We start from the raw sequence: 18,977 nt of genomic DNA on the forward strand, positions 1-18,977 counted from the left end.
CACCTCCGCGCCAGTGCTAGCTTTTCGTACCGTCACTTATTGCACTGAAAACGAGGAGACCCCACTGAGCGATCACCTGCTCAATACAAAAACCGCCTGCGCGCTCAGGCGGTTTTTTTTTGCCGATGGCTCCACTGGAAAATCGGCCCCACCAAAATCAGCACCGCCACCAAACGGCAGACCTGAAACGCGGTGACCACAGGCACCCCCAGCTGCAACACCTTGGCGGTGATGGCCATCTCGGCAATCCCTCCGGGAGCGGTGCCCAATATCAAGGTGGCGGGGTGCAGGCCCGTGGTGTGGGCCAAAAACAGGCCAAAGCCCAGCGACAGCAGCATCATGACCACAGAGCCGGATGCAGCCGTAGCAAGCCAGCGCGGGGCGGTGTGCACAAATTCACGCTGAAAGCGCACCCCCAGGCTCACGCCGATGACCAACTGCGCGGCGTTCGACAATTCCGTGGGCACAGCCGACCAATGCACCCCCGACAGCGTCAAGCCCATCGAGACCAGCAAAGCCCCCATGAACCAAGGATTGGTCCGCTTGAAAGCCACCATGACCAAGGCGCCAACCCCGGTGGACAAGGCCAGCCAAAATAAACCTGGCCAATGCGCCACCACCGGACCTGGCAGCAAACGTGCATCGACCTGCAAACCCCAGTGGCTTTGTGCCCACTGCATGGCAAAGGGCAAGGTCAACACCACCAAGACGAGGCGCACACTGTGGGCGGCGGCAACGAGATCGGTACGTGCACCGTGGCGCTCGGCCAGCAAAGTCATCTCGGATGCACCACCAATCGCACTGGCAAAGTAAGTGGTCGCCCGCCAAGCACTGGGTGGCAAATGGGCCAATTCAGCCCTGTGCCGATGCTGCAGCCAAGCGTCAAACAAGGCGCCCAGCAACAACGCCCAAAGCACCGCCAGCGCGATGGCCCACCACAGGCTGACCACCAGAGCACCCACCTGCGGCGTGAAATACAGGCCCAGCACCACACCAATCACCCATTGCCCCGCGTTGCGGAGCAAGGGCGCGCTGCGCGTGGTCGCACCCAGCACCGAAGCCAGCGCCGTGACCAGCAATGGCCCCAACATCCAGGGAATGGGGGTGTGCAGCCAAACACACAGCTGGGCGGCAGCCAGCGCCACCAACAAGGTGACCGCTGTTCGAAGTCCTGAACGCATGGTGTAAGCCTGCAGCTTCAGCCCCGACATCACGGAACTGAGCACAAACGATTGTCGGAGCTAAAGCTCCGACCTACGCGAACACGAACTCCGAATAAGCGGTCATGCATGCCTGCGGATGCTGTCGGCCACGGTCTGCACGATCTGGTCGATGTGCGCGTCTTCCACGATGTAGGGCGGGCAAATGACGATGTTCTCGCCAGCTGGGCGCACCCACACCCCTTTGTGGAAGCAATCCATGAAGATGTCATACGCCCGCTTGCCGGGCGAGCCTGCAATGCTGGCCAGCTCCACCGCACCGGCCAAGCCGAGCGTGCGGATGCCGACCACATTGGGCAAGCCCTTGAAGGCGTTGTGCATGGCATGGCCCAACTTGATGCCTTGCTCACCCGCACGGGCAAACAGGTTTTCTTCCTTCATCAAGTCGAGCGTGGCAATGGCCGCTGCGCAAGCCACAGGGTGACCCGAGTAGGTGTAGCCGTGGAAAAACTCGATGGCGTGCGCAGGCGAGTTGGCGTTCATCATCGCGTCGTAGATGAAGTCCCGGCAGATCACGCCACCCAGCGGGATCACGCCGTTGGTCACCGCCTTGGCAAAGTTGAGCATGTCGGGCACCACGCCGTAATAGTCAGCACCAAAGTTCACGCCCAAACGGCCAAAGCCGGTGATGACCTCGTCAAAAATCAGCAAAATGCCGTGCTTGTCGCAAATTTCGCGCAGGCGCTTGACATAGCCCTTGGGCGGGATGTACCAGCCCGCGCTGCCCGCGATCGGCTCCACGATCACAGCGGCGATGTTGCTCGGGTCGTGCAAGACCAAAATGCGGTTTTCCAGCTCCAGCAGCGGGTCCTCGGCCCAGACCGGCTCTTCATGATGGATGTAGGCGTGGTTCACCGGGTCGTGGATGAAGCGCATGTGGTCCACACGCGGCAGCAGCTGCGCGCCATACACCTTGCGGTTGGCGGGCAGGCCGCCCACGCTCATGCCGCCAAAGTTGACGCCGTGGTAACCCTTTTCGCGGCCAATGAACACATTGCGGTGGCCTTCGCCCCGGGCGCGGTGGTAGGCCAGCGCCACTTTCAGGGCCGTGTCGGCTGCTTCTGAGCCGGAGTTGCAAAACAGCACCTTGTTCAGGTCGCCGGGCGCCATGTCGGCGATCATCTGCGCGGCTTTGAAAGCCTTGTCGTTGCTGGCCTGAAACGCCGTGGCGTAGTCCAGTGTGTCCAGCTGCTTTTTGATGGCTTCGTTGATAGGCTTGCGGTTGTGGCCTGCGCCCACGCACCACAGGCTGGAGATGCCATCGATGACCTTTTTGCCATCGTGCGTGGTGAAGTGCATGCCTTCTGCGCCCACGAACACGCGTGGGTCTTGTTTGAAGGTGCGGTTGGGCGTGAAGGGCAACCACTGGTTGTCCATGTGCAAGTCGGTTTGGGCCACGGCAAAGACTCCTTGAAATCGGTTCAACCAAGCAGTTTAAAGGGCAAAGGGCCGAACACGCGCTCCAGCGCGACAACCATGAACAGCCCCAACACAGGGGTCTTCTACAATAGAACCCTATAAAACGGCCATGACTGCCCTTTAAAACGTCATGGCGAACCCCGCAGCTTGCAGCCATGACGACCACTTACATCCTTACTCTCTCCTGCCCTGACCGCACCGGCATCGTGCATGCCGTATCGGGTTTTTTGCTGGAGCGTGGTGGCAATATTGAAGAAGCGGCGCAATACAACGACCACGACACCGGCCTGTTTTTCATGCGCGTTCAGTTCGCCTGCGCTCAAGCCGATGGCGAGACACTGAATGCACAGTGGGGCCAGTTTGCCCAGACCTTTGAGATGAAGTGGGACCTGCACGCCACGTCACAGCCTATGCGCACCGTGCTGATGGTCAGCAAGGAAGGCCATTGCCTCAACGACTTGCTGTTCCGCTGGAAGAGTGGTTTGCTGCCGCTCGATATCCGCGCCATTGTCAGCAACCACCGCGAGTTCTACCAACTGGCAGCCAGCTACAACGTGCCGTTTCACCACATCCCGGTGACCAAAGACAACAAGGCCCAAGCCGAAGCCAAACAGTACGAGATCATTCAGGCCGAAGGTGCCGAGCTGGTGGTGCTGGCGCGCTACATGCAGATCCTCTCTGACGACCTGTGCCGCAAGCTGGCAGGGCGCGCCATCAACATCCACCACAGCTTTTTGCCCAGCTTCAAGGGAGCCAAGCCTTACTACCAGGCGCACGACCGGGGCGTAAAACTGATTGGTGCGACTGCACACTATGTGACCGCCGATCTGGACGAAGGCCCGATCATCGAGCAAGACGTGGCCCGCGTGGACCACAGCAAAACCGTGGAAGACCTCACGACGATTGGGCGTGACACCGAAAGCCAAGTGCTGGCACGCGCCGTGAAGTGGCACAGCGAGCACCGCGTGTTGATCAACGGCCACAAGACGGTGATCTTTAAATAAATGACTTTGTGGGACAGATCTTTAGCTCTGTCCCCAACTGATTCACGATGTCTGCCACCTCACGCATCCCTCCCATCCAGTGTCTCTTGACCTTTGAGGCCTTGGCGCGGTTGCGCAGCGTGACCCAGGCCGCTGAAGAGCTGTGCGTCACCCCCAGCGCCGTGAGCCACCGAGTCAAGCAGCTGGAGCAAATCATTGGCACCAAGCTGTTTCGTCGGGCCGATTTTTCACTGACCACCGAAGGCAACGAATACCTGGCCCATGTGCGCGAGGGTCTGGTGTCACTGCAGCGCTTTCCCAGCGCCAGCAACACCCCCGGCCGACGCAAGCTGCGTCTGGCGGTCACACCCACTTTTGCGCGCTCGGTGCTCATGCCCCGCTTGAAGCATTTTCTGGACGCCTACCCCGAAATCGACATCACGCTGCAAGTGAGCATTCCCCTGTTGGATGTGGTGGCCGAAGACGCCGACCTGACGGTGCGTTTTGGCACCGGCCGCTACTCGGATGTAGAGCATGTGTGCCTGGCCAAGGACGATGTAACCCCCTTGGCATCGCCCGCCTGGTTGAGAGAAAACGGCCCCTTTGCCAGCGCCGAAGACCTGCAAGGCGTGGCCCTGTTGCGCAGCCCACTGGAGCCCTGGCGCACTTGGTTTGCCGCGCACGACCTGGATTGGCCCGAACCCACCGATGGTTCATCGTTCAACGACATTGGCCTCATGTGCGACGCCGCAGCCCAAGGTCTGGGTGTGGGCCTGATCCGCACCAAGTTGGGTGCGCCTTGGGTTGAGAGCGGACAATTGGTCCGCCTGTTCGAGCGCAGCGTGCCCAGCCCCCACGCCCACTACCTGTGCTGGCGCACGGGCACCATGGAGCGCTGGGAATGCGCCACCTTTGCCGATTGGCTGAAAAAAGCGCTGGCCTGACCCCCCCACAGCAATACGTCCACGCTGCGGGCAAATTCACAAGCCCGTCAAAGTTTATTCAGCCCACGGTCCCCCACTTGGGCGTACATTCAAACCTTCATTTCAAGGTTTTGAATGCCATGAGCGCCAACACCCCCGCCGAAACACAGCAACTGACCGCCACCGAACGTGCCGAGCGCCAACGCGCTGTGGTGCAGGCTTTGGGCCGGGTGCTGCCCGCTGATGCCATCCTCTACACCCCCGAAGACACCACACCCTACGAGTGCGACGGCTTGACCGCCTACCGTGAGCGGCCTTTGGTGGTGGCATTGCCCGAGACCGAAGCCCAAGTGCAAGCCGTGCTCAAAGCTTGCCATGCCCTGCAAGTGCCGGTGGTGGCACGCGGCGCGGGCACGGGCCTATCGGGCGGGGCCATGCCGCACCGCATGGGCGTGACGCTGTCGATGGCGCGCTTCAATCAGATCAAGACCGTTGACCCCGTGAGCCGCACAGCGGTGGTGCAATGCGGCGTGCGCAACCTGGCCATCAGCGAAGCCGCTGCGCCCTACGGACTGTATTACGCGCCCGACCCGTCCAGCCAGATCGCCTGCACGATTGGCGGCAACGTGGCCGAAAACTCAGGCGGGGTGCACTGCCTCAAATATGGCCTCACGGTGCACAACGTGCTCAAAGTGCGCGGTTTCACCGTCGAAGGTGACCCCATCGAATTTGGCAGCGATGCGCTCGACACCCCGGGCTACGACCTGCTGGCCGTGCTGGTGGGCAGCGAAGGCATGCTGGCCGTGACCACCGAAGTCACCGTCAAACTGGTGCCCAAGCCGCAGCTGGCGCGCTGCATCATGGCCAGCTTTGACGACGTACGCAAAGCGGGCGACGCGGTGGCTGCGGTCATTGCGGCGGGCATCATCCCCGCCGGTTTGGAGATGATGGACGGCCCGATGACCATCGCGGTCGAAGACTTTGTTCACGCAGGCTACGACTTGAGCGCGGCGGCGATTTTGCTGTGCGAGAGCGATGGTACGCCAGAAGAAGTCGAAGAAGAAATCGGCCGCATGAGCGAAGTGCTGCGCGGCTGCGGCGCGACCGCCATCACCGTGAGCCGCGACGAAGCCCAGCGCATGAGATTCTGGAGTGGCCGCAAAAACGCCTTCCCGGCGTCGGGCCGCATCAGCCCCGACTACATGTGCATGGACTCGACCATCCCGCGCAAGCGCTTGGCCGACATCCTGCAAGCCATCTCCGAGATGGAAACCAAATACGCGCTGCGTTGCCTGAACGTGTTCCACGCGGGCGACGGCAACCTGCACCCGCTGATTTTGTTTGACGCGAACGACGCCGACCAGTTGCGCCGCTGCGAGCTGTTTGGTGCCGATATTCTGGAAACCAGCGTGGCCATGGGCGGCACGGTGACAGGCGAGCACGGCGTGGGCATCGAAAAAGTGAACAGCATGTGTGTGCAGTTCAGCGCGGAAGAAAACGAGCAGATGTTCGCCGTCAAACGGGCTTTTGACCGCCAAGGACTTTTGAACCCCGGCAAGGTCATCCCGACGCTGAACCGCTGTGCCGAATACGGCAAGATGCTGGTGCGCGCCGGGGCCATCAAGCACCCGGATTTGCCACGGTTCTGAGCCCAAACGCCCGCAAAAAGCCTGAGCAAGCCTCAGGCTTTTTTTAACCCCGCTTGGTTGCGCATGCAACCATCCGTGTTTCTACTTAGTTGCGCGCGCAACCATATCAACCTAAAATCAGGCCTTCTTTCACCCCCTTCAGACTGAAGAGCCGAATGCCCACGCCACTCGACCGCACGCTGACCTACCGCTTGCACCAACTGCACAAGCTGACCGACATGGACAGCCAGTCGGTCTATCCGGAGCGCACGGGCCTGTCGATGAGCGACGGACGGTGCCTGACAACCATTGGCACTTTTGAGCCTTTGTCGGTGAAAGAGCTGGCCGACAAAGCCAACCTGAACAAGGGCCAGGCCAGCCGCGCTGCGCAGGCGCTGGTCGATCAGGGCCTGGTGCTCAAAGCCGACCACCCGGGTGATGGCCGGGGCGTGGTGCTGACACTGACGCCTGCCGGGCGCGAGGTGTTCGGGCGCGCCATGGCCATGGTGCACCAACGCAACCAAGACATTTTTGGCTGCCTGACCGACAAAGAGCAAGCCAGCTTGAGCGCCCTCTTCGACCGATTGATATCGCACGCACGCCCCCGCTGAACATCACACAACGACCATCCCATGCACAACCCCAGCACCGAAGCACGTCCTTCGATCTACTACACCTACGAGGTTTTCAAACCTTGGCTGGCTTCGGCCCACCCTGCGCAAGACCGGAAAAAAGTCGTGATCGTCGGCGCAGGGCCTGCAGGCATGGTGACCGCGTTAGAGCTGGCCCGTCACGGCGTGCCCAGCGTGGTGCTGGCGGCCGAGTTGCAGTTTTCACAAGGCAGCCGCGCGATTTGCTTCACGCGTCGCTCGATGGAAATTTTGCAGCAGGTGGGGGTAGCCGACCGCATGACCGCAGGCGGTTTGCCCTGGCGCTTTGGCAACTCGTTTTACCGGGGCCAGCGTGTGTTCCGCATGGAAGCGCCGCACGATGCCGATGACCGGTTTTTCCCGATCATCAACGTCCAGCAGCAGTTCATGGAGGAGTACCTGCACGACGCTTGCAAAGCCAACCCGTTGATCGATTTCCGATGGGGCAACAAGGTCAATCAGCTTGAGCAGAAGGACGGCTACGCGGTGCTAGAAGTGGATACGCCAGAAGGCCTGTATGCGCTTGAAAGTAATTGGGTGGTCGCCGCCGACGGTGGCCGATCGGGCATCCGATCCGCCATGAACCTGCAAATGGAAGGCGCGTCTTACGAAGGCTTTTTCGTGATCGCCGACATCCAGATTGACCTGCCCTTTCCCACCGAGCGCCTGGCCTTTTTTGACCCCGAGTGGAACCCCGGCAACACCATCTTGATGCACCGTGAGCCCCACGGCATTTGGCGTGTGGATTACCAGCTGCCCCCCGGTGAAACGCCCGAAGAGGCGCTGCGCCCCGAGTCGCTCAAAGCGCGCATCGACGCGCAACTGGCCATGATCGGCCACGCGGGCCTGAAATGGGAGATGGACTGGTCTTCGGTCTACTCGGCGCGCACACTGACCTTGCCCGACTTTGTGCACGGCAGCGTGATTTTCACAGGCGACGCGGCGCACCTGCTGCCCATCTTTGGCGTGCGCGGGGCCAACACAGCGTTTCAGGATGCGCAGTCGCTGGGCTGGCACTTGGCTTTTGTGGTCAAGGGTCTGGCGAGCCAAAAACTGCTGGCGAACCACAGCACCGAACGCGTCGGCGCGGCGCGCGAAATCATCACCGAGGCGGGCAAAAGCACCCGCTTCATGGCCCCACCCAGCCCCGGCTTTCGCTTGCTGCGCGACGCGGTGCTGTCCCTCTCGCTCACGCAAGAATTTGTGCGACCGCTTTACCACTGGCGCACCTCGCGGCCGCACGAGTACACCCATTCCCAGCTCAACAGCATGGGCGACGACAACGGCTTGTTCAAAAGTGGCCCGGCGCACGGCGCACCGCCACAAAACGTGCGATTGGGTGCGAACGACTTTTTGCTCGACCACCTGGGCGGCGGCTTTGACCTGCTGTACTTCACCGACACGGATTTGCCTGAAGCACTGCAAAAGGTGATCAGCGCAGCGCGGGCAACAGGCATGCCCTTGAACGTGACCGCCATCGGTGCGGCCCAGCCTGTGGCGGGTGCCGACCAGTACTTGCCCGACGCCGATGGCCACCTGCGCCAGCGTTATGGTGTGGCCGTCAACGGCGGCGCGTATTTGCTTCGCCCCGACCAGCACGTTTGCGCGCGGTGGATCACACTGGATGCCACGCGCTTGCAAGCCGCTCTGACCAACGCCGTGCCGCAATAAGGAAAATCATGACCGACAAAGCACTTTCCATCGGCGGTCTCGAAACCGTCTACGACGCTCTGGCCACGGCCATTGACCAAGCAGGCGCTGACAAGGCCCAGTTGTTCCTCGTCAAACTCGCCTTGCTCAACGCCAACGCCTTGGCCGATGAAAACCTGTTTCAGCAGCAGATCACCACTGCCCTGCAAGACCTCTGACCACACGACCACAAAGGAGAACTCCATGCTCGTTCAATCCGTTCACCACGTCGCCTACCGCTGCAAAGACGCCAAAGAAACCGTCGAGTGGTACCAAAAGCACCTGGACATGAAATTTGTTTTGGCCATTGCCGAAAACGAAGTGCCCTCCACCAAAGCGCCTGATCCGTACATGCACATCTTTTTGGATGCAGGCCACGGCAACGTCCTGGCTTTCTTTGAGTTACCCAACCAGCCTGAGATGGGCCGAGACGAAAACACCCCCGCCTGGGTGCAGCACTTGGCGCTGAAAGTGGATTCGATGGAAACGCTGCTGGCGGCCAAAGACAAACTGGTGGCGGGTGGCGTGGAAGTGCTCGGCCCCGTCGACCACACCATCTTCAAGAGCATCTATTTCTTTGACCCGAGCGGCCACCGCCTGGAGCTGGCCGCCGACTGCGGTACGCCCGAGATGATGAAGAAACTCGACGAAGTGAAATGGGACATGCTCGAAGAGTGGAGCCAAACCAAACGCGCCCCCAAACACGCCGCCTGGATGCACGACGGCAGCATGAACGCCTGAAAGCCGCTCCATGACCACGCTCAACGAAACCCACAACCCGGCCCTCCAAAGCTGGGTCGCCTCGGCCAACACGGCTGGCACCGACTTCCCCATCCAGAACCTGCCTTTTGCGGTGTTCCGCCACAAGGGCTCTGGAGAAGCCTTCCGAGGCGGCGTGGCCATTGGTGATCAGATCGTGGATCTGGCTGCACTGGCCAAGGCCGAGCTGTTTTCAGGTGAGGCTGCTGCGGCCGCTCAAGCGGGCGCACAAGACAAACTCAACGCCCTGATGGCCTTGGGCACATCGGCCTGGAGCGCGCTGCGTCTGGCGCTGTCTCGGGCACTGCGCGAAGGCTCGGCGGAGCAGGCTGGATTGCAAGCCTGCCTGGTGCCACAAGCCGAGGCCGAATACGACGTGCCCGCCCGCATTGGCGACTACACCGACTTCTACACCTCGGTGCACCACGCCACCAACATTGGCAAGCAGTTCCGCCCGGACAACCCGCTGCTGCCCAACTACAAATGGGTGCCGATTGGTTACCACGGCCGTGCGTCCAGCATTGGCGTGTCAGGCCAGCAGTTCCGCCGCCCGGTGGGCCAGACGATGCCGCCCGGCGCGACCGAGCCGTCGTTCGGCCCATGCAAGCGGCTGGACATTGAGCTGGAGCTGGGCATCTTTGTGGGCAGCGGCAACGCCTTGGGCGAGTCCGTGGACATCACCGAAGCCGAAGACCATGTGTTCGGCATCTGCATGCTCAACGACTGGTCGGCCCGCGACATCCAGGGCTGGGAATACCAACCCCTCGGCCCCTTCCTCGCCAAAAATTTTGCGACCACGGTCTCACCCTGGGTGGTGACGCTCGAAGCGCTGACCCCTTACCGCGTGGCCTTCACCCGCGCCGAAGGTGACCCGCAGCCCCTGGCCTATCTGGACAGTGCCGCCAACCGCAGCGGCGGCGCGTTCGACATCCAGCTGCAAGTGGGCCTGCAAACGCCGCAAATGCGCGCTGCTGGTCAGCCCGATGCCAACATCTGCCGCACCAGCTACCGCCATGCTTATTGGACGGTGGCGCAAATGCTCACACACCACACGGTCAACGGCTGCAACCTGCAACCGGGCGACCTGCTGGGCAGCGGCACCTTGTCGGGCCCCACGCTCGACCAAGCGGGCGCGCTGATCGAGCTGACCACCGGCGGCAAAAATCCGATCGCGCTGCCCAATGGCGAACAACGCACCTGGCTGGAAGACGGCGACAGCGTGGTGCTGCGCGGCTGGTGCGAGCACGAAGGTGCTGCACGCATTGGCTTTGGGGAATGTGTGGGCACAGTGCTGCCTGCGCGGACGATCCCGTCCTGAACGGTGGGCGGCTCATGCCACTCACAATTCACCAAGTATCGATGGCCAGTGCGCCGTCGAAGGGCCGGATCTTCCCTGCCTCCAGCCCTGCCACCAGCCAGTCGCGGGTGGTGGCCGGGTCGATCACCGCGTCGATCTCCAGCGTAGCGGCCATGTTGATGGCGCTGCCGTTGTCGTATTGCTGCGTCAGCAGCTGTTCAAACAGCGCTTCGCGCTCGGGGCCCTCGGGCAGGGCTTCGAGTTCTTTGCGGTAACCCAGCCGCACCGCACCCTCCAGGCCCATGCCGCCAAACTCGCCGGTGGGCCAAGCCACCGTGCTCAGGGTTTCGTGAAAGCCCCCGCCGGTCATGGCCATCGCGCCCAGGCCATAGCCCTTGCGCAGCACCACGCTGAGCAGCGGCACCCGCAGGTGCGCGGCCGCCACAAACATGCGCGAGACATGGCGCACTTGCGCTGTGGCCTCGGTGTCCGGCCCGACCATGAAGCCGGGTGTGTCCACCAAACTCACGATGGGCAGCCCGTGCGCGTTGCACAGCTGCATGAAGCGGGCGGCCTTGTCGGCGGCATCGGCGTCGATCGCGCCACCCAAGTGCAGCGGGTTGTTGGCCATGAGGCCCACCGGTTGCCCCGCGATGCGCACCAGCGCGGTGTGAATGCCCACGCCAAAGCCGGCGCGCAAATACAAGAGGCTGCCCACGTCGGCGATGCCCTGCATGGCAGCGCGGGTGTCGTACACGCGCACACGGTTTTCGGGCACCACATGGCGCAGGGCTTCGGCGCGTGGGGCTTGCCATTCGCTTTGCGCGCCCTGAAAGCACGACAGGTAATGCCGCGCTGCCGTCACCGCTTGCGCTTCGCTGTCCACCAAGATGTCGATCACGCCGTTGCTGTGCTGCACGTCGCTGGGGCCAATCTGCTCGGGCTTGAAGACGCCCAGGCCCCCGCCTTCGACCATGGCTGGGCCACCCATGCCGATGTTGCTGCCAGTTGTGGCGATGATCACATCGCAGCAACCCAGCAAGGCCGCGTTGCCCGCAAAGCAGCGCCCCGCCACCACACCCACCACCGGCACCTGGCCATTGAGCCGGGCAAAGGAGGCGAAGGTGGCCAGGTTCAAGCCTGCGACGATGGCGACATCGACATCACCGGGTCGGCCCCCGCCGCCTTCGGCGAACAGCACCACCGGCAGCTTGTTTTGCAAGGCCACGCCCAACATACGGTCGGTCTTTTGGTGGTTGCGCATGCCTTGTGTGCCCGCCAGCACGGTGAAGTCGTAGGCCATGACGACCACGCGCTGGCCGTGGATACAACCGATGCCGGTGACCATGCCATCAGCGGGCGTGTTGCGCATGAGGTCATCGGCACTGCGGCGACGGCTTTGCGCGGCCACGGCCAAGGCGCCGTATTCCACAAACGAGTCCGGGTCACACAGATCGGCGATGTTCTCGCGGGCGGTGCGCAGGCCGGTGGCGTGGCGCTTGGCCACGGCTTCGGGGCGCTGCGCGTCGAGCGTGAAGGCCTGGCGGTCTTGCAGCTTTTGCAGGTCGGCGCGGGGGGCATCTTGGGCGGCAGGGCGTCCAGCGCCATGCGCTGGGGTCTGAGGCGCAACAGGCAAAGCCGACGATACGGCTGAGGCGGTCGGTGCGTGGGCCTCCGTGTCACGCTGCACTGGCACTGAATCCATGCGCATCCAGCTCGCCAAGACCTCACCCTCACCCACCGTCTCGCCCGCCTGAAAGTACAGCTCGGTCAAGCGCCCGGCATGGGGGGCGCGGATTTCGTGCTCCATTTTCATGGCTTCCAGAATCACCAGAACGTCGCCTGCGGCCACGTCCGCACCGGGGGCCACCAACCACTGAACCAGTTGCGCTTGCAGGGGGGATTGAATGTTTTGCATTCGGCCATTGTGCGGCGCAGCCCCAACAGCTCCCGGTCAAGTCCGAGACAATTTAGACTGGCTTTATTGAACACAACAGGCCACCGTCATGAATTTCGAACCCCTGATCGAGTTGACCCGCAACGGCGTGCAGGAATGCGTGCACATGGGCGCGCTGGCCGTGACCGACACCGAGGGCCGTGTGCTGGCCCAAGTGGGCAACCCGCATTGGTTGTGCTTCACCCGCTCCACCCTCAAGGCCATGCAGGCGCTGCCGCTGATCCAATCAGGCGGGGTGGCGCATTTTGGCTTCACCCCCACAGAGCTGGCCCTGATGTGCGCCAGCCACAACGGCGAAGACATGCACGTCGAGCAGGTCACGTCCATCTTGCGCAAAAGCGGCAGCACCACGCGGCAAATGCGATGCGGCTGCCATGTGCCTTACCGCTTCACCTTTTTTGACCGCCCCATGCCCGAGGGCTTTGCTTACGACGAGCGGCACCACAACTGCAGCGGCAAGCACAGCGGTTTTTTGGCGTACTGCGTGCAGCACGGTCTGCCCACCGACAGTTACACCGAAGTCACACACCCCTTGCAGCAACGCATCCGCCAGGCCGTGGCGCACCTGGCAGGACTGAGCGAAGAAGAACTGGCGCTGGGCATCGACGGCTGCTCAGCCCCGAACTACGCCATGCCTTTGTCACGCTTGGCCCGCAGCTATGCCCGGCTGGCGCAACCCGAATCGGACGGCTTGTATGGCGAAAGCCTGGCGCAACTGGGTCAGGCCATGAGCGCCCACCCCGAGTTGGTCTCGGGCACCGGGCGCAACGACGCCGACTTCATGCGCGCAGGTCGGGGCGACTGGGTCACCAAAGTGGGCGCAGACGGCGTGCAGGTGGTGGGCAGCCGATCGCGTGGCCAAGCCCTGGCCATCAAGATCATGGACGGCAACAAAGCAGCGTTGTTTGCCGCGACTGTGGAGGCCTTGGACCAATTGGGTTGGCTGGACGATGCGCAGCGGCAAGCGCTGGCACCTTGGCGTGCGCAGGCGCTGCTGAATGTGGCGGGGGTGCCGGTGGGTGAGCGGCGCAGCACCTTCAAGTTGCAAATGGGCGGTCAAACCTGACAGGTCAGAACCGCTCGCTTCTTTCTGCACCGCTGAATCGGTGGCCTCAGCGTTGGCCAAAAATCGCCGTGCCCACCCGCACCATCGTGCTGCCTTCGGCAATCGCCGCGGCCATGTCCGCGCTCATGCCCATCGACAAGGTGTCCAGCGGCAGGCCCTGAGCGCGCATTTTTTCAAACAGGTCTTTGGCCTGACGGTGCACGGCGCGCATCTGCGCATCGGTTTCGGCGGGTTCGGGGATCGTCATCAGGCCACGCAGTTGCAGGCGCGGCAAAGCGGCCACAGCCTGCGCCAGCGCGGGCAGGTCTTGCGGGCTCACGCCCGATTTGTTGTCGCCGCCGTCCACATTGACCTGAATGCACACCTGCAAGGGCGGCAGCTCAGCCGGGCGTTGCTCTGACAGGCGCTGGGCGATTTTGAGGCGGTCCACGCTGTGCACCCAGTCAAAGTGCTCGGCCACCAAGCGGGTCTTGTTGCTCTGGATGGGGCCGATGCAATGCCACTGCAGGGGCAAGTCGCGCAAGGCGGTGATCTTGTCCACCGCTTCCTGGATGTAGTTTTCGCCAAAAGCGGTCTGGCCTGCGGCATAGGCCTGGCGAACCGCATCGGTCCCCCAGGTTTTGGACACGGCCAGCAACTGCACGCTGTCTGGTGCGCGGCCAGCAGCCTGGCAAGCAGCCTGAATTTGCACCCGAATACGGGTGATGTTGTCGGCAATCGAGGAGTTCATGGCCTGAGCGTACCAAAAGCGCCCATGTCACCCAATGGTCAGCCCAAAGCACCCGGTGCGCACCAGAACACCGACAGGCTGCCAAAATAGCCCCTTTATCCACTCCACAACGAGACACCCATGAGTCAAATCGCCGCCAAAACCTACGATGCCACGCCCGCCAAGAAAGTTGCCTTTTTGGGCCTGGGCGTGATGGGCTACCCCATGGCTGGCCACTTGGCCCGCGCCGGGCACCACGTCACCGTGTACAACCGCAGCGCTGCCAAGGCCACCGCTTGGGTGGCCGAATGCCCCGGCAACGCCAGTGCCCCCACCCCGCGTGAGGCAGCCGCCGGTGTAGACATCGTGTTTGCCTGCGTGGGCAACGACGCCGATCTGCGCAGCGTGGTGCTGGGCCCGGACGGTGCTTTTGCTGGCATGAAGCCCGGCGCGATCTTTGTGGACCACACCACAGCCTCAGCGTCTGTCGCCCGAGAGTTGTCGGCTGAAGCCCAAAAACTGGGTCTGCAGTTCATCGATGCACCCGTCTCCGGGGGACAGGCTGGTGCACAGAACGGCTTGCTCACCGTCATGTGTGGTGGCGACACCGCCGCTTTTGACACCGTCAAGCCCGTGGGCATGGCTTTCTCTCGCGCTTTCACCTTGCTGGGTGAATCCGGTGCCGGTCAGTTGGCCAAGATGGTCAACCAGATCTGCATCGCGGGCTTGGTGCAAGGTCTGTCTGAGGCGATTGCCTTCGGCCAGCAAGCCGGTCTGGACATGCACCAGGTGCTCGACGTGATCGGCAAGGGCGCGGCACAAAGCTGGCAGATGGACAACCGTGGCAAGACCATGGCCGACGACAAGTTTGAATTCGGCTTCGCGGTGGACTGGATGCGCAAGGACTTGGGCCTTGTGCTGGACGAAGCCAAGCGCAACGGTGCCCTTTTGCCCGTGACGGCGCTGGTGGACCAGTTTTACGCCGATGTGCAAAAAATGGGCGGGGGCCGCTGGGACACTTCGAGCCTGATCCGCCGCTTGCGCTGAGGCGTGCAGCCCAAGATCATCGCTGGCCGCTGACGCGGAGATGATCTGGCGCTGGCATGAAAAAGAGCGGCTCACAAGCCGCTCTTTTTCGTGGCGCATGCCCTGTATTACTTGGCCAAAGGTGGCTGGCTCAAGCGCTTGAGTTCTTCTTCAGAAATCTCATCGAACACACGCACGACTTTGGTCACGCCACCGATGCCGCGAACGACGTCGCTGGCCCGTTTGGCTTCACGGGCGGTCACTCGACCCATCAAATACACAATGCCCCGCTCGGTCACCACCTTGATCGAGTTGACTTGAAGGTCTTTGGCATCGATGAAGGCGGCCTTGACCTGGCTGGTGGTCACCGTGTCTTTGGAACGCTGGGTCAGGCTGCTGGGCGGTGCAACCGCCAAGTCGTTCACAACAGACTGGACATTCTCTTGGCCCTGCGCCAGTTTTTCTGCGCGGTCTTTGTCGGCCTGCGTGCGGGCCTCACCGCTGAGCAACACCTTGCGGTTGAAACTGGTCACATTCAGGTGAACGCGGTCGCCCAATTCCTGGCGAACGGCGCTGGCCACTTTGAGCTCAATGCCCTCGTCTTCCACCTGTGCACCCGTGGTGCGCCGGTCGGTGGCCACAATGCCGGTCATGACCGCGCCGCCCACGATCAAGGGAGCGCAGCCGGGCAAAGCCGTCAACGCGGTCGCCAACACAGCACCTGACAAAACCAAAGATTGAAGATTGCGTTTCATTTATACAGGCTCCTGTTCACCCAACAACTGGGTATCAATTCCATCACACAGACAGTGCAGCACCAAGTGCTGCACCTCACGAATTCTTGCCGCCCGCTCGTGGGGCACGCACACATGCACATCGGTTTCACGCAACTGGCGAGCCAGGCCGCCACCATGGTGGCCGGTCAAGGCCAGCACCGTCATTTCACGGTCGTGGGCGGCCTGAACCGCTTCGATCAAAGCGGTTTCACCGCCATCCACACTGATGAGCACCAGCACATCACCGGTTTGGCCCAGCGCCAGCACCTGACGGGCCAAGGCCTGACCATCGGCCCAGCGGGTGGCTGTCAAGGCATCAGAAGACAGGGCCACCGCCGCCAAACCCGGGCGCTCGCGCTCAAACCCACCCACCAGCAAGTTCGCCAGGTACTGGGCCAGTGCAGCAGAAGGACCCATACCACCCACCAAGACCTTGCCACCCCCCGTGACACAGGCCAAAACAGCTTGGACAGCCGCATCCACAGGCTTGGCCAAAGTCTCGGCCACCTGGTAGTGCAGATCTGCACTGTCGATGAAATGTTGTTGGATTCGAAGGTCTAGCATGCGCACGCGATGATAACCCCGCACGCAGCGCTGCCGCCCCGAAACACAGTTTTTCACCCGGAATTTCAAGTGGCATCAAAAGCCGCCTGCAGCCATTGCGGCCCAGTGGCCTCGATGCTCACCACGTCAAAGCGTGCCGGAGGCAGTTGACGCCAACGCAAGAGGTAATGGTGTGCCGCAAAAATAATGCGCCTTTGCTTGGCGTAGCCGATGCTTGCGGCCGCACCGCCATGGTCGGTCCGGCTGCGTTTTCTGACCTCGACAAACACCACGGTGCCATCGGCGGACTGCATGATCAGGTCGATTTCACCACCCCCACGGCCGGGGGTCCGATAATTGCGCTGCAGCAAGCGCAAACCACGCGCCTGCAAATAGGCCAGCGCCTCGTCTTCGCCCGCATCACCCCGGGCTTTGGTGGTCTGGCCCACCTTGTCTTTTTTGAGGAATTGCATTGACGCCCTCTCCCTTGTCTGCCTCATTCGGCAAAGCCCTTGAGGCCGCGCACGAAGCTGCCGGATCGCAAAACCACCCGGTCAGCACACTGTATGTCGTGGCGACCCCCATTGGCAACCTCGCCGACATCAGCCTGCGTGCCTTGCACGTCTTGTCGCAGGTGGATGCCGTTGCCTGCGAGGACACCCGCCACACCCAGCAGCTGCTCAGGGCCTACGGCTTGGACCGCCCTGGCTCGCAGCTTTTGGCGGTACATCAGCACAACGAAGCCGAAGCGGCACAAAACGTGGTCACCCGCCTCAGCCAAGGCGAAAGGGTGGCCTATGTGAGCGATGCAGGCACCCCCGCCATCAGCGACCCCGGTGCGAGGTTGGTGAGCGCCGTGCGCCAAGCCGGTTACCGCGTGTTGCCCTTGCCTGGGGCCAGCAGTGTGACCACCGCGCTCAGCGCCTCGGGCATGACGGGTGACGACGGCTTTGTGTTCGCGGGCTTTTTGCCCAGCAAGTCGGCCGAGCGCACACGCGCCGTACAAACCTTGGCGATGGAAAGCCGGGCCGTGGTGCTGTTGGAAGCGCCGCACCGCATCGAAGCTTTGGCGCAAGCGCTGTCGGTTTTGGGCGTACGTCCCATCACTGTGGGGCGCGAGTTGACCAAGCAATTTGAACAAATTGAGACCTTGAGCGCCCAGGACTTGCCCACGTGGTTGGCCGAGAAACCTGATCGCCAACGCGGCGAGTTTGTCCTGGTGGTGCATGATGCGCCGGTGGCCGAGTCGACCGGCGAAGGTCTGCGCGTGCTGCAGGTGCTCTTGCCCGAGTTGCCGCTGAAAACAGCGGTCAAACTGGCGGCCGAGATCACGGGCGAGTCCAAGAACGTGCTGTACGACAAGGCACTGGCTTTGAAGAACGGCTGACCGCCGACTGTCCTCCTCAGCGTTTTCGCAAACCCATCCACATGACGGTGGCGACCACCACCAAAGCGCCAACCAATTGCATGGGCGCGATCGATTGCCCCAAAAGCGCCCAAGCCAGCACCAGCGCAAAGACGGGCTCCACATTCATGATGGCCGAGTTGCCCACCACACCCAACTTGGGCAACACGGTGAACATGATGGTGAAGGCCGTGCCATACAAAAACGTCAAGGCCCCCAGGCCCCACCAGCCTGCGCTGGCATTGGGCAAATGGATGCCACTTTGGGTCAGCGCCACCACAGACGCCAAGATGGCCACCGTGGCCATGGTGGTGAAGGTACGCAAGCGCCCGTCCACATCGGCAGCTTCATGCTGGGTGATGACGAGCGCCAAACCGAATGTGGCGGACGCAGCCAAGGCAAAAGCCACGCCCGCTCCGATCTGCCCCCAATGCTCAACAGCCCCCAGACCCGAGGCAGCGCCGAACACATCGAGCGCCAGCGCCAGTCCGGCCAGCATCACCGGCATGGCCAGCAAAACCTGGCGTTCGGGGCGATGGCCGTACAAAACACGCGCCCAAAACGCGGTCAACAAGGGGTAGGTGTTGAAGGCCAACAGTGCCAAAGCCACCGGCAAGCGTGCGACGGCCGAGTAAAGACAGACACTTTGAACGGCGATCAAAGCGCCGATCAGCAAGAGGCTTTTTCGGTGACGGACCGTCAGTTGCAGCGAGACCTTCTGCTGCCACACAATCAGCGCGACCACGAAGGCGGTGACCGTGCTGCGAAAGGTGACCGCGGTCACCACGTCTACCCCATGGTTGAAGGCCGTGCGGGCCGCGACATGGTTGGCCCCCATCATCAGGGCGATCAACAAGAGCGTGAGGAACCCCGTCAGGGACAAGCGAGCGGGCAATGCTGGAGCGGAGGACATGGGGGCAATTTAAC

General features: G+C 62.3%; 18 protein-coding genes and 1 pseudogene. 11 read left to right on the forward strand and 8 right to left on the reverse strand.

Going from position 1 to position 18,977, the window contains the following annotated elements:
* Nucleotides 1-104: 104 nt before the first annotated feature.
* Nucleotides 105-1,181, reverse strand: coding sequence for an AbrB family transcriptional regulator (locus ACZ5SR_RS00395; protein WP_464449641.1), 1,077 nt, complete (start codon nucleotides 1,179-1,181; stop codon nucleotides 105-107).
* A 102-nt stretch (nucleotides 1,182-1,283) separates the two neighbouring features.
* Nucleotides 1,284-2,597, reverse strand: a complete 1,314-nt coding sequence (aptA, locus tag ACZ5SR_RS00400) for an omega-aminotransferase AptA (RefSeq protein ID WP_464451077.1) — start codon at nucleotides 2,595-2,597, stop codon at nucleotides 1,284-1,286.
* A 197-nt stretch (nucleotides 2,598-2,794) separates the two neighbouring features.
* On the opposite strand from aptA, the gene purU reads away from it, so the two are divergent.
* From purU to fahA, 8 genes are all read left to right on the forward strand, one after another.
* Nucleotides 2,795-3,643: a formyltetrahydrofolate deformylase gene (gene purU, locus ACZ5SR_RS00405; protein ID WP_464449642.1), complete on the forward strand. Its 849-nt coding sequence runs from the start codon at nucleotides 2,795-2,797 to the stop codon at nucleotides 3,641-3,643.
* A 47-nt stretch (nucleotides 3,644-3,690) separates the two neighbouring features.
* A complete protein-coding gene (locus tag ACZ5SR_RS00410) occupies nucleotides 3,691-4,566 on the forward strand; it encodes a LysR substrate-binding domain-containing protein (RefSeq protein ID WP_464449643.1) in 876 nt (291 codons plus the stop codon).
* 119 nt (nucleotides 4,567-4,685) lie between these two features.
* The gene (locus ACZ5SR_RS00415) at nucleotides 4,686-6,194 is read left to right on the forward strand and encodes an FAD-linked oxidase C-terminal domain-containing protein (protein ID WP_464449644.1); all 1,509 of its coding nucleotides are present in this window, start codon (nucleotides 4,686-4,688) and stop codon (nucleotides 6,192-6,194) included.
* A gap of 155 nt (nucleotides 6,195-6,349) precedes the next feature.
* Nucleotides 6,350-6,784, forward strand: coding sequence for a MarR family winged helix-turn-helix transcriptional regulator (locus ACZ5SR_RS00420; RefSeq protein ID WP_464449645.1), 435 nt, complete (start codon nucleotides 6,350-6,352; stop codon nucleotides 6,782-6,784).
* 21 nt (nucleotides 6,785-6,805) lie between these two features.
* Nucleotides 6,806-8,494 (forward strand): FAD-dependent monooxygenase, encoded by a 1,689-nt coding sequence (locus tag ACZ5SR_RS00425; protein WP_464449646.1) that lies wholly within the window; start codon nucleotides 6,806-6,808, stop codon nucleotides 8,492-8,494.
* An 8-nt stretch (nucleotides 8,495-8,502) separates the two neighbouring features.
* A complete protein-coding gene (locus tag ACZ5SR_RS00430; RefSeq protein WP_464449647.1) occupies nucleotides 8,503-8,691 on the forward strand; it encodes a DUF2783 domain-containing protein in 189 nt (62 codons plus the stop codon).
* A gap of 25 nt (nucleotides 8,692-8,716) precedes the next feature.
* A complete protein-coding gene (locus ACZ5SR_RS00435; RefSeq protein ID WP_464449648.1) occupies nucleotides 8,717-9,253 on the forward strand; it encodes a VOC family protein in 537 nt (178 codons plus the stop codon).
* Between the two features lie 10 nt (nucleotides 9,254-9,263).
* Nucleotides 9,264-10,589, forward strand: a complete 1,326-nt coding sequence (fahA, locus tag ACZ5SR_RS00440) for a fumarylacetoacetase (protein WP_464449649.1) — start codon at nucleotides 9,264-9,266, stop codon at nucleotides 10,587-10,589.
* Between the two features lie 28 nt (nucleotides 10,590-10,617).
* Here fahA and ACZ5SR_RS00445 read toward each other — a convergent pair.
* Nucleotides 10,618-12,504, reverse strand: a pseudogene (locus tag ACZ5SR_RS00445) (carboxyl transferase domain-containing protein); the annotation flags it as partial.
* A gap of 70 nt (nucleotides 12,505-12,574) precedes the next feature.
* On the opposite strand from ACZ5SR_RS00445, the gene ACZ5SR_RS00450 reads away from it, so the two are divergent.
* Entirely contained in the window at nucleotides 12,575-13,591 is a 1,017-nt protein-coding gene (locus ACZ5SR_RS00450; protein WP_464449650.1) for an asparaginase, read from the forward strand.
* 46 nt (nucleotides 13,592-13,637) lie between these two features.
* Here the strand turns inward: ACZ5SR_RS00450 and ACZ5SR_RS00455 are convergent, their stop codons facing one another.
* Complete coding sequence (locus tag ACZ5SR_RS00455) at nucleotides 13,638-14,321, reverse strand: YggS family pyridoxal phosphate-dependent enzyme (protein ID WP_464449651.1); 684 nt, start codon at nucleotides 14,319-14,321, stop codon at nucleotides 13,638-13,640.
* A gap of 120 nt (nucleotides 14,322-14,441) precedes the next feature.
* On the opposite strand from ACZ5SR_RS00455, the gene ACZ5SR_RS00460 reads away from it, so the two are divergent.
* Complete coding sequence (locus tag ACZ5SR_RS00460) at nucleotides 14,442-15,347, forward strand: NAD(P)-dependent oxidoreductase (RefSeq protein ID WP_464449652.1); 906 nt, start codon at nucleotides 14,442-14,444, stop codon at nucleotides 15,345-15,347.
* Nucleotides 15,348-15,454: 107 nt separating this feature from the next.
* Here the strand turns inward: ACZ5SR_RS00460 and ACZ5SR_RS00465 are convergent, their stop codons facing one another.
* The 3 genes from ACZ5SR_RS00465 to ACZ5SR_RS00475 form a co-directional block, all read right to left on the reverse strand.
* Nucleotides 15,455-16,081: a BON domain-containing protein gene (locus tag ACZ5SR_RS00465; protein ID WP_464449653.1), complete on the reverse strand. Its 627-nt coding sequence runs from the start codon at nucleotides 16,079-16,081 to the stop codon at nucleotides 15,455-15,457.
* A complete protein-coding gene (locus ACZ5SR_RS00470) occupies nucleotides 16,082-16,666 on the reverse strand; it encodes an SIS domain-containing protein (protein WP_464449654.1) in 585 nt (194 codons plus the stop codon).
* A 65-nt stretch (nucleotides 16,667-16,731) separates the two neighbouring features.
* Nucleotides 16,732-17,118, reverse strand: a complete 387-nt coding sequence (locus ACZ5SR_RS00475; RefSeq protein ID WP_464449655.1) for a YraN family protein — start codon at nucleotides 17,116-17,118, stop codon at nucleotides 16,732-16,734.
* A 14-nt stretch (nucleotides 17,119-17,132) separates the two neighbouring features.
* Between ACZ5SR_RS00475 and rsmI the strand changes: the two genes are divergently transcribed.
* The gene (gene rsmI / locus ACZ5SR_RS00480; protein WP_464449656.1) at nucleotides 17,133-18,032 is read left to right on the forward strand and encodes a 16S rRNA (cytidine(1402)-2'-O)-methyltransferase; all 900 of its coding nucleotides are present in this window, start codon (nucleotides 17,133-17,135) and stop codon (nucleotides 18,030-18,032) included.
* Between the two features lie 16 nt (nucleotides 18,033-18,048).
* Here rsmI and ACZ5SR_RS00485 read toward each other — a convergent pair whose 3' ends face one another.
* Nucleotides 18,049-18,963, reverse strand: a complete 915-nt coding sequence (locus ACZ5SR_RS00485; protein WP_464449657.1) for a DMT family transporter — start codon at nucleotides 18,961-18,963, stop codon at nucleotides 18,049-18,051.
* Between the last annotated feature and the right edge of the window lie 14 nt (nucleotides 18,964-18,977).

The sequence above is a fragment of the Limnohabitans sp. TEGF002 genome (genome assembly GCF_055395845.1).